General features: G+C 69.9%; 10 protein-coding genes. All 10 read left to right on the forward strand.

The features are described from left to right. Window positions 1–20 precede the first annotated feature (20 nt). Window positions 21–860: a hypothetical protein gene (locus tag ACWD68_RS34175; protein ID WP_451810338.1), complete on the forward strand. Its 840-nt coding sequence runs from the start codon at window positions 21–23 to the stop codon at window positions 858–860. A gap of 17 nt (window positions 861–877) precedes the next feature. Continuing rightward, window positions 878–2,728: a phage tail sheath family protein gene (locus tag ACWD68_RS34180; protein WP_451810339.1), complete on the forward strand. Its 1,851-nt coding sequence runs from the start codon at window positions 878–880 to the stop codon at window positions 2,726–2,728. A 27-nt stretch (window positions 2,729–2,755) separates the two neighbouring features. Beyond that, complete coding sequence (locus ACWD68_RS34185; RefSeq protein WP_451810340.1) at window positions 2,756–3,214, forward strand: phage tail protein; 459 nt, start codon at window positions 2,756–2,758, stop codon at window positions 3,212–3,214. Window position 3,215: 1 nt separating this feature from the next. Further along, window positions 3,216–5,261 (forward strand): hypothetical protein, encoded by a 2,046-nt coding sequence (locus tag ACWD68_RS34190; RefSeq protein WP_451810341.1) that lies wholly within the window; start codon window positions 3,216–3,218, stop codon window positions 5,259–5,261. Beyond that, window positions 5,258–5,755, forward strand: a complete 498-nt coding sequence (locus tag ACWD68_RS34195) for a phage tail protein (RefSeq protein WP_451810342.1) — start codon at window positions 5,258–5,260, stop codon at window positions 5,753–5,755. The genes ACWD68_RS34190 and ACWD68_RS34195 overlap by 4 nt, the downstream gene beginning before the upstream one ends. Continuing rightward, window positions 5,752–6,951: a CIS tube protein gene (locus ACWD68_RS34200; protein ID WP_451810343.1), complete on the forward strand. Its 1,200-nt coding sequence runs from the start codon at window positions 5,752–5,754 to the stop codon at window positions 6,949–6,951. The genes ACWD68_RS34195 and ACWD68_RS34200 overlap by 4 nt, the downstream gene beginning before the upstream one ends. Before the next feature lie 165 nt (window positions 6,952–7,116). Then, the gene (locus tag ACWD68_RS34205) at window positions 7,117–8,247 is read left to right on the forward strand and encodes a phage late control D family protein (protein ID WP_451810344.1); all 1,131 of its coding nucleotides are present in this window, start codon (window positions 7,117–7,119) and stop codon (window positions 8,245–8,247) included. Further along, window positions 8,244–8,879 carry a phage baseplate assembly protein V gene (locus ACWD68_RS34210; RefSeq protein WP_451810345.1) on the forward strand — a complete coding sequence of 212 codons (636 nt, stop codon included), beginning with the start codon at window positions 8,244–8,246 and terminating at the stop codon, window positions 8,877–8,879. The genes ACWD68_RS34205 and ACWD68_RS34210 overlap by 4 nt, the downstream gene beginning before the upstream one ends. Before the next feature lie 7 nt (window positions 8,880–8,886). Continuing rightward, a complete protein-coding gene (locus tag ACWD68_RS34215) occupies window positions 8,887–10,566 on the forward strand; it encodes a hypothetical protein (protein WP_451810346.1) in 1,680 nt (559 codons plus the stop codon). Beyond that, window positions 10,563–10,979, forward strand: a complete 417-nt coding sequence (locus ACWD68_RS34220) for a GPW/gp25 family protein (RefSeq protein WP_451810347.1) — start codon at window positions 10,563–10,565, stop codon at window positions 10,977–10,979. Before ACWD68_RS34215 ends, ACWD68_RS34220 begins: the two co-directional genes overlap by 4 nt.

Here is a 10,979-nt window from a genome sequence, read left to right on the forward strand (position 1 = left end):
TCCTCGCCGCGGTACCGGTCGTGCTGACGCACCGGCTTGCCCTCGGCGTCCAGATCGTCGACGCGCTGCGTGCTGAGCCCGCGGACGTCGAGGTCGCGCTCGAGGAGGTGCCGCGGCCTTACGAGGTGCCAGCGCCTACAAGCCTGGAGGCAGCGGCCGCGATGCTTTACAACCCTGGCATCGGCTTGCCGCGACTGCACCGAGGGCGGCGCCCCGGCCGGTTCCGGCTGATGTTCGGCGACCGCACCGCACCGCCAGTGCGGATGCGCGTGTATGACACCGCGCGCCGCTATGTGCCGCGTCGGCTGGAGGTGCCGTTCGCTCCGCTCGCCGACGTACTCGCCGAGGAGGCACCAGGGGTGCGGCCCGCGTCGCGCGCCCGGCGGATCGACGTGTTCCCCGGCACTGCCTACGGCCCACAGGCCAACGCCACCGGGATCCGCGGACGTGTGGTCGACTCGGCGGGTGTACCGGTGCCCTGGGTGCGGGTCACCGCACGGCACCCAGCTGCGCAGCCGCTGGAGCAGGATGGGGTGCTCGGCCGTGCGCACGGGGATGACCGCGGCGAGTTCCTGCTCGTCCTGGGAGTCCCGCCCACGTATGCGAATCCCAGCGCATTCACGTTCGAGGTCCTGCTGGATCTGGCCGCCCGGCCCGCGCCACCGCTGGGCGGCCCGGTCGGCACCAGGGAGGACCCCTTGGCCGACCTGCTGCTTGAGACGCTGCCTCGGGTCGGCATAGCGGACGACGTCTCGGGCGGTGCCACCGTGCCCGCTGCTCATTCGGTGCACTTCACGGTGACCGTGCCCTTGCAGCTCGGCCGCCTGGTGAGCCCCCAGAGCCCGTTCACTCTCCCCTGAACCCCCCATGAGGAGCCATGCCCGAGTACCTCGCACCCGGCGTCTTCGTCGAAGAGGTCAGCTTCCGTTCGAAGTCCATTGAAGGGGTGCCGACGAGCACGACCGGCTTCGCCGGGATGACCCGATACGGACCGGTGTCCTACCCAGGAGGCCCGTCGTCGACGGAGCCCCGCCTGGTCACCAGCTTCGGCGAGTTCGAACGGCTCTACGGCAAGCTGGAGCTGCTGAATGCCGAACGGACGCCCTACCTGGCACACGCCGCCCGAGCCTTCTTCCTCAACGGTGGCCAGCGGCTCTACGTCTCCCGGGTCTATGTCCCTCCAACCGGTAAGCCCGGTGTGGCCAAGAGCGATGTTGTCGTCCACAACTCCGATGGCACCACGGCGACAGTCTCGTGGCAGGCCCGCTGGCCTGGGACGATGGGCAGCGTCAGGGTTGAGGTGCGCCCCGTGCGCAGCCGCAATGTCGCGATGCCTGCCCTGGCCGGGGATCCTGCAGCTCTGCGCGCCAACCGAGCCCGCAACGGAGCCCTCGTCGAAGTCGTGCCGGCGGGCACCGATCTGCCGGACCGGAAGATTTTGCTGGAAGCCGACAGGCTGCGGACCGTCGAAGTCGACACCATCGGCCGTCAGACCTTCCGCCGAGCCAACGGCGACCCGGATCCGCTGTCCGCCACGGATCAGTTGGTCCTGATCGAACTCGAGGTCACCGTACTGGTCGACCCGGACCGGACCGACTTGGTGACCGGCCTCGGCTGTCACCCCGACCACCGGCGGTGGATCGGCAAGATTCTCGATCAGCATGACCCCGAGGACGAGACCGCCGTCGTCTGGCTCGACGCGGACGACGCCCAAGCGATCCCGCTGGCTGTCGCACTCACCAATGGCATCAATGAGACCGACAAGATGGTCCGGGGCAGTTTCACGCTGACCGGAGGCGAGGACGGCCAGCTGCCGAGTGCCGTCCAGCTGAAGGGCGAGGAGGCCAACCTGGATGATGCAGCCATCAAGGCCACCGGCCTGGAGGCACTGGGCGAGATCGACGACATCGCGATCGTCGCACTGCCCGATGCCGCCGACCTGGGGGATGACGGCGGAATGGCGGTCCAATATCTGATCGCGCATGCCGCGAAACCCGGCGCCTACCGGATCGCTGTCGTTGACGGCCCTCCCAACGCGTCCATCAACGACATCCGTCAATTCCGCGGCCAGTTCGACTCCTCTTACGCCGCGCTGTACCACCCCTGGATCGAAACCCTCGACCCGAACGAGAGCCCAGAACAGGGCGCTCCGCCGAGCAAGCTCCTGCTCCCGCCCTGCGGCTTCGTCGCCGGCGTCTACGCCCGCTCCGACCTCACACGCGGCGTCCACAAGGCGCCCGCGAACGAGGTGGTGTACGGCCTGACTCGATTCGAGGCCAACATCAACACCGGCCGTCAGCAGGTGCTCAACCCGGAAGGGATCAACGCGTTGCGATTCTTTCCCGGGCGCGGCAACCGGGTCTGGGGAGCGCGCACCCTGAGTAGCGATCCGGAGTGGAAGTACGTCAACGTACGGCGCTTCTTCATTTTTCTCGAGCACTCGATCGACAAGGCCACCCAGTGGGCGGTGTTCGAGCCCAATGGTCCCGACCTCTGGCAAAAAGTCGTCCGTACCGTCGAAGACTTCATGGACCTCCAGTGGCGCAACGGCGCGCTGCTCGGCGCGACCCGGGCACAGGCGTACTTCGTTCGCTGCGACCGCACCACGATGACCAACAACGACCTCGACAACGGTCGGTTGATCTGTCAGATCGGCGTCGCCCCGGTCCGGCCGGCCGAATTCGTCATCTTCCGCATCGGACAGTGGACAGCGGACGCCCGGTCCTGACCGGCGCCGAGCTGAGAGGAGCCCGCGGTGGCCACGCGCAGCAACCCCTACGGATCGTTCAACTTCCAGGTCGAGTTCGACCCACCGCCGACCGGCGGGGACCCGATCACAGCCGGATTCTCCGACGTATCCGGACTGGGCAATGAGATCAACTTCTCCGACTACCGAGACGGGGACGACCTGGACAACGTAGCCCGGAAGATTCCCAACACCAACAAGACCGACGAGGTGACGCTCAAGCGCGGTCTGATCGGCTCGACGGAAGTGTTCGCCTGGTTCAAGGAGGTACGCGATGGCGTCTACGCACCGCGCAGGGTGACCATCACCGTGCTCGACGAGGCTCGCACCAAGGTACTCGCGCTGCAACTGCGTAACGCTCAGCCGAAGAAGTGGGTCGGACCGACGCTCGCGGCCAAGGGCGGCGGTGAGGTCGCGATGGAGGAGCTGCACCTGGTCCACGAGGGCATCGAGTACGTGGGCCTGTGACATGACCTCCCCCCCGCTCTCCGCCGCCCCGCTCCCGCCGCTCGGCGCGCCCGGCGTGTACTTCGCCCCGAACGCGGCCGACGAGCCCCCCTCACGCATCCGTATGGACGTCTGCGCCTTCGTCGGAGTGGCACCGCGCGGCCCCGCCTGGGAGCCTGCGGACGACCCGGCCTTCGACACATCCCGCCTGTCCGCGGGTCGGGCACGCTCGGTGGCGGTGCCGGTGCAGAGCTGGGAGGAGTACGAAGAGCTGTTCGGCGGGCACGCCGGCCCTGGGCGGCTCCCACACGCGGTAGCTGCCTTCTTCGCTCAGGGCGGCAGCCGCGCCTACGTTGTACGGGTCGTGCCCCGCCAACCCGTACCGGCAGCCGATCCGCTGGCAGTCGATCCGCCGGCCCGCGCGGTGCTGGCCTTCGGCCTGGAAGTCATGGATGCGGGGGGCGCCGAACTCCGGCTTCAGGCCCGCAGCGAGGGCCGCTGGGGAAATCTGCTCACGGCCACGATGACGTTCGCCGCGGCCGAGCTGCCGGTGCCAGAGATTGACGAGCGGGCGCTGGTGCTCGCTCCCGGATCGACGGTGTCGGCCGGGAGTCTGCTGCGGCTGCGTCCGTGCGGAGGCGGGGACATGCTCTGCCGGGTCACCGGCACCGCCCGTCGCCATGCCCGGCGCGGCGCAGGCTGGGAGCGGTTGGCCTTCCTGGACGCACCCGTCACCGGGCCCCTGAACCGTGCCGAAGAGGTCACCGGAGTTCTGGAGGTGGTGGACGGCGATCCGCTGAGGGCCCGCAGTGAAAGGTTCACCGGCCTTGGCCTGACCGCGGAGCACCCCCGGTGGCTGGGCACCGTACTCTGCGAGACATCCCGGCTGGTCGAACCGCTGGCATCGTGGGCCTCGGCCCTGCCAGCCGATGCCTGGCTGGCACCGGCCACCGCCTCCCTTACGATCTGCGGCACCGACCGGTACGCCTTTCTTACCCCCGAGGATTTCTTCGGCGCCGAGTCTGCGGACTCGGAGGCGCCGCCGGCCGGCCTGGACGCGCTGCGCGACCTGACGGACTGCGCGAGCCTGGTCGTTCCCGATCTGTACGCCCCGGCCGAGGCTCCCCCGGAGGAAAACGTGAGCACGCCGGCCAGCCTCGCCGGCGCGGCCTTCGCACCATGCGTGGGGCAGCCGGCCTCCGGCCCGACGAGCCAGCCACGAGCGGACCTGCCCGGTCTGCGGCTCGATCCTGGGCAGCGCCGCGACCGGGAGACGATCGTCGCGCTTCAGCAGCGGGTCGTGGCCTTCGCCGAGCGGGAGAAGATGGTGGCTCTCCTGGACGTACCACCAGGACTTCGGCAGCGGGATGTGCTGGTCTGGCGGTCAGCCTTCGACACCTCGTACGCCGCGGCTTACCACGGCTGGTTGCGGGTGCCCGACCCGCAGGCGGACCGCCTTACCACCGTGCCCCCGGCACCGTACGCGGCCGGGGTGATCGCCGCGAGCGAGCGCGCCAGGGGGCTGCCCTTCGGCCCGGCCCAGACGCTGCTCGCGGGAGTGGTCGATGTCGCGGACAGGCTGGGCGGCATGACCGCGACCGGCGCGGCCAACGCGGAGGCGCTGGGAACTCTGCACCGGGCCGACATCAATGTGTGCGTCCTGGACGAGGCCGGGGTCCGCATGACCGCAGCCCGCACGCTCGCCCGTGACCGGGCCTGGAGCCAACTGACCGCCCGGCGCACGGTGAGCTACCTGGAGCGGGCCCTCGAACAGCACATGACCTGGGCGGTGTTCGAACCGGACGGCGCCCTGCTGCGCGACCGTGTCGGGATGGCCGTCGAGCATTTGCTGCTCGACCTGTTCTCCTCTGGCGCGTTCGCCGGGGGGAGCCCGGCCGAGGCCTTCTTCGTTCGCGTTCCCGACTCCGGGGCGGCGACCGGCGGCGCAGCTGGAGAAACCAACCTGCTGTGCGAAGTCGGCGTGGCCCCCAGCGCTCCACTGGAGTTCCTGGCCGTCAGGGTGCTCCGCATGGATGACGGCACGGTGAAGACGGAGGGCATCGGGTGACCGCGCCGGGAGTTCTGGCCACCGCGTACCGGTTTCGGGTCACGTTCACCCCGCCCGGTGGCGGACTACCCGACCCATCCACGCCCTCGGGGTTGGGCACCGGCGGATTCCAGGAATGCACCGGGCTCGAGGTGGAGATGGACGTCAGCGAGTACGCCGAAGGCGGCCGGAACGACGGAGTGATTCAGCGGGCGGGCCGGATGAAGGTCGCCCGGCTGGTGCTGAAACGCGGAATGGTGATCGGCGGCACGGGCAAGGTCGTACCCGAGCTATGGACGTGGATCGCCGACGTGACCGGTGGAGTGCGCCCGATCCGCCGCTACGACGGGCTGGTACAGCTTCTTGGCCCCGAGCAACAGGTCGCCGCGGGCTGGGCGTTCCGTCGGGCGCTGCCGGCGAAGGTGGTCGGACCGCAGCTCAACGCCCGCACCGGCGAGGTGGCCATCGAGGAGCTCACCCTCGCCCACGAAGGCCTGCGGATGGTGACACCATGACCACTCCACTGGCCAAGGCCACCCTGCAGGAGGTAGGCGCCCCTCCCGGCGGCCCCCAACCGGAGACGATCACCGTCCAGTTCAATCCGGCTTCGCTGCGCCTGCAGATGGCCAACAACGCCGACATGAAGAAGGCGTTCGGGAAACGGCCCGTCGTCCAGTACGACGGCACCTCCTCCTCCACCGTTTCCTTCGACCTGATCTTCGACACCAGCGACGAGGGCACCACCGAACAGCCGATCGACGTCCGCGCCCGGGCCAAAAAGCTGGAAAGGTTCCTCCTCCCGGCCAAGGGCGTCAAGTCTGTCCCGCCTCGGGTGCGATTCTCCTACGGCACCTTCGAGCTGGTCGGCTTGATGACCACGCTCAACCAGGAATACGACCTGTTCTCCAGCAGCGGGGTACCGCTGCGCGCCAAGCTCGCGGTGACCATCAACGAGCAGCTGCCGGAATATGAAGCCGGCATCGTGGGCCCCGCATCCAACACTGCTGCGGCGGCGAAGGACGACCAGGGCCTGCTGCCGTCCGGTGCGCCCCGTGCGGGGGCGGACCGGACAGGGACCTCGCTGGCGGGTGAGAGCGCCCCAGCCTTCGCGTCCCGGATGGGGCTCGACCCCATGAGCTGGGCGAAGCTGGACTTGGGCGGCCAGGACCCGCTCAGCCTCACCGCGGGTGCCTCCATCGACTTCTCCGCGTCCGTCACGGCCGGCCTCGGTCTCTCCGCCGGGGTGACCATCGGCGCCTCGGCCGGGGCCTCCGTGCTCGACGGCAGCAGTCCGGATCCACGGACGGTGACCGCGGCCGGAGGCGTACAGAAGGCCATCGAGAGCGAAGCCAGCCGCCGCTGCGAGGCCGCTGCGAACGCGCAGCGCGCGGGATTCGCAGCCCCGAGCACGCCCGAGGGCGCCGGAGCGTACGGGCAACGTTCCCTACCCGGGACGCCCTATCCGGGCCCCGACCACCTGGCAACACCCCTGTCCCCTTCCACCGGACCGCAGTTGCCCGACTGGCGCGGCCTGACCTACGGCACCGGAGTGCCGCTGCGGCGTCTGGTGCGGCGGCCCGCGCACGGAAAGGGCGACCCGCCGGTCACCGACGACCCGACCGTTCCCCGCTGGCTCGCCCTGCCCGCTTCCCCGCCGAGACCCCCGCACACCGCTGCGAAGAAGGAAAGCCATGACACTGCGAATCGGTGAGATCAGTAACGAGGTGGAACTGACTGGCAACCTCCCGCCGGCGCATCAGCCAAGTGAGCAGCCCGCCGCCCACCAGCCGAGCTGGGCCGAGCGGAGCCGGCACCGGCAACGGGCTGAGGCCGAGGCCCGGGACACCTCCCGTACCGCGGCGGAGGAACGCCATGTATGAGGTCCGCCTCGCCCCCGACCCTGGACGGGCCCGCCGTGGCTGACCGGTTCCTCGCGGCCGACCCGGTCTTCACGGTCGGCGGGCGGCGCGTTCCGGACCTGGCTCGCGACTGCCTGGCGCTGAGTGTCGAGGAGACCACCGCCGGCCTGCGGACACTCACCGCGCAGATCCTCGCCGTCGCACCCCGGCAGCGGCGCAACGACGATGTCGTGGAGTATCTGGACGGCCTGACACTGTCGTTCGGCAGCGAGCTGTCCGTATCTTTGGGGCCGCCACAGAACGAACGCGTGGTCTTCGCCGGAGTCGTCTCGGCGCTGGAAGTCGCCTTCGACGAGGGCGACGCCTCGCATGTCACGGTCTTCGCCGAAGACGCCCTGATGGCCCTTCGCATGACCCGCCGCTCGCGCACCTACCGGCAAGTCAGCGACGCCGACATGGCGCGACGGATCGCCGCCGACCACGGACTGTCCGCCGACACCGCCGCGGACGGGCCGACCTACCCACTGGTGCACCAGGCCAACGAGTCCGACCTGACGTTTCTGCGCGCCCGCGCCGAGCTCATCGGCGCCGAACTGTGGGCGACCGGCACAACCCTGCACTTCGCGACCCGCGACCAGCGCCGGGGTCCGCAGCTGAGACTGGCCCAGGGCACGGACCTACTGACGATCGCGGTACGCGCCGACCTGGCCCACCAGCGCAGCGCGGTGCGGATCTCGGGCTACGACGCGCGCAGCCGGGAGCGGATCGACGCGGAGGCCGACGTGGCGGTCGTCAACGCCGAGCTCTCCGGAGGACAGACGGGCCCGGACGTCCTGGCGAAGACCATCGGCCCACGGCCGGAGCAGCGCACCCAGATGGTTCCGCTCGCCGAGGCCGAAGCCCAGTCCTGGGCGCGGGCGCGAATGCGGGCCCGAGCACGCCGCTTCGTCACGGCGGTCGGCACCAGCCGGGGTACGCCGGAGATGTCGGTCGGCAGCAGGCTCACGCTCACCGGTGTCGGGAGGCCGTTCGATGGTGACGGCTATTACGCGACGCTGGTGCGGCACACATATCAACGCGGCGCCGGCGGGCTGCGCAGCCACTTCGAGGCCGAGAGGCCGACTGTCAACACGGAAGGAAGCCGGTGAGCGACGGGTTGCACGGGCTGTACCCGGGGCTGGTCACCCACATCGTCGACCCTGATCGGCTTGGCCGGGTGGAAGTGCTGCTTCCCTCGCTGGGCGCGGCAGGCGAGGAGCTGCGGGTCTGGGCGACGCTGCTCACCCCGTACGCCGACGACGATCAGGGCTTCGTCGCCTATCCGGCGGTCGGTACGCAAGTGGTGATCGGGTTCGAAGCCAGTGACGCGAGCCGGGCGTACATCGTCGGGTCCTGCTGGAACGGCAAAGAGACGGCCCCGATCGAAGCAACCCGCCCCAACAACAAGCGGGTTCTCAAATCGCGCGCCGGCAGCGTGCTGGAGTTCGACGACACCCCGGGAGCGCCCAAGGTCACCGTGAAGACGGAGTCCGACCACACCCTTGTGCTGGATGGTGGCACCCGGGAGGTACGGCTGACCCACGCCGACGGCTTCGGCATCACACTCACTGCCACCGGCCAGGTGCGCATCATCTCGAACGCTCCGGTCGACATCACCGCACCGGCGGTGAACGTGCACGCCCCGACCGCCTCCTTCGACGGGATCGTCACCTGCTCGACGCTTGAGACGAGCGCGGTCATCTCGCCTTCGTACACCCCAGGCGCAGGGAACGTGTGGTGAGCCGCCGATGACCGCCCACCTTCATGCCCCGCACGACTGGCTGCTCACCGCGCCTTGGTGGCATTGGTACCGCCAGAATCTGCCGCCCGCACAGACCAGCCCCGCGCTCCAGAAGTACGCCACGGCCGCTCTGGTCGGCGAATTCCTCTCCGATCCGCAGCGCCGGCTCGTCTTCGACGACACCGCCGACCGCGGACCGGCGGTCTCCGGCCTGGCGGGAGTCACCCTCCTCACCGGCACACCGCTGCGGAAGCTCTATCTAGCCACCCACCACCGGCATTACCTCGTCGCCGTGGAGTTGCACTGCGACCGGCCCGGACTGCCCTCCCCGCAACGGAACGACGTGTGCGAAGCGGGTTTTGTGATCCGGCGCCGCCGGGCCGCGGTGCCGTCCGGGGCGGTGGCCGAGGCACGGAAGAGGCTTCGCGATCTCACGCTCGCGCGGGTCCGGCTCAACACGGTAGACAGACGACGGGCACAGGCCACTCGCTCTGCTGGAGCTGGCTATGAGGCACACAGCGAGGCCCTGGCCGAGCAATCCGCGGCTGCCGAGCAGAAGGTCGCCGCCCGCCGAGCCGCACTGCACGAGTGGGCTGAGGCGGTTGGCGTAAAGCGCGAGCTGGAGGGATGGCGTCCACTCTGCGTCGACCCCGACGGACACGTCATGCCGTTGCCGGAGCGGCCGTGCGCCAAGATGCGGCCGCTGCCCGGCCTGGGCCGGTGGGAGCGGGTGGGAGAGCTGCCGGAGGAAGTGACCGAGGTGGCGTTCCCCCTCCATCCGCTGGTCCCCGACCCCGCGGACACGCGCCATGACGCCGCCGGGCGGACACTGTACTTCGGCGTCGTTCCGACCAGTGTGGCCGATCTCGAACTGCTCACCTCCGAGGCCCGGCCCGCTGGGGCCCTCGAACCGCCGCAGAACCGCGCGCCGCGGTTCGACGACGTGTCGGTCTACGAAATCCGTTGTTACGTACGCCGTCACGACCCCGCCTGTCCGCGCAGACCGGGGGAGCGCGACTGCCACGGGCTGCTCACCTGGAGCGAGCCGAGCGAACCGTTCCGGCTGGCCGGCCCGCTGGACCCGCGCGGCACCGCACACCGCCCCGTGACGATCCGGATGCCGAGCAAGACGGAGTTGCAGGCATCCGCCAAGCTCGGCGCCGGCGTCGGCGGCATCCGGGTGGCCAGCCCGCCGGACATGCAGTTCGACCCCGCATCGAGCGGTGGGTACCAGATCTGCTCCTTCTCCATCCCTCTGATCACCATCATCGCGACCTTCGTACTGCGACTGTTCCTGCCGGTCGTCGTCTTCGCGCTGGGGCTGTGGTTCCTGCTCGCCCTGAAGATCTGCATCCCGCCGAGCCTGGACGTCGACGACGGCTTGCAGGCGGAGCTGGCGGTGAAACCACCCGATTACGAGGCGGACGCCTCCGTGGACGCGTCACTCATGGCCAAGGTGGATCCCGCATTCGACGCGCTCGCGAAGGCCATCGCGGATTCGACCGCCCAGGCCGGGCTCAGCAAGCCGAAGGCGAGCGCATTCCGCCAACAACTGGCGGACCAGCCGGTGGCCGACCGGTTCCGTATCGCTCGGTCCGTGCTCGGCGGTGCCCGCACATTTTCCGTACCCGACGACGACCTGCGCTATGAACCCCGGGTCGAGCGCGAGGAGGTGTTCACGCCGTGAGCGACCCCCGTGGGGACAGGCTTGGCCGCGGCTGGGCGTTCCCGGTCGAGCCCCTGCCACAGCGCGGCGCGCTGAACCTGGCGAGCGGTGCCGCGTTGGTCCACCAATCGATCCGGATCATCCTCGCCACCGAGCCCGGTGAACGGCTGATGCGCCCGGACTTCGGCTGCGGCCTGCGTCGCTTCCTGACGCACCCGAACACGCCGGGCACCCGGGCCGCGATCGCCCGCGCGGTGGAGGAAGCACTGTCGGTGTGGGAGCCGCGTATCGCCCTGCGCTCGGTCGACGTCCTTCCCGGACAGTCCCCGGAGTTCGCCGTCATCACGGTCTCGTACACGCATGTACGTGACGGCAGTCCGGCCGACATGCGGATCGCCGTGCCAGTTGGCACGGCTCCCACGAGGGGGACGTGA

The sequence above is a fragment of the Streptomyces sp. NPDC005141 genome, assembly GCF_053599975.1.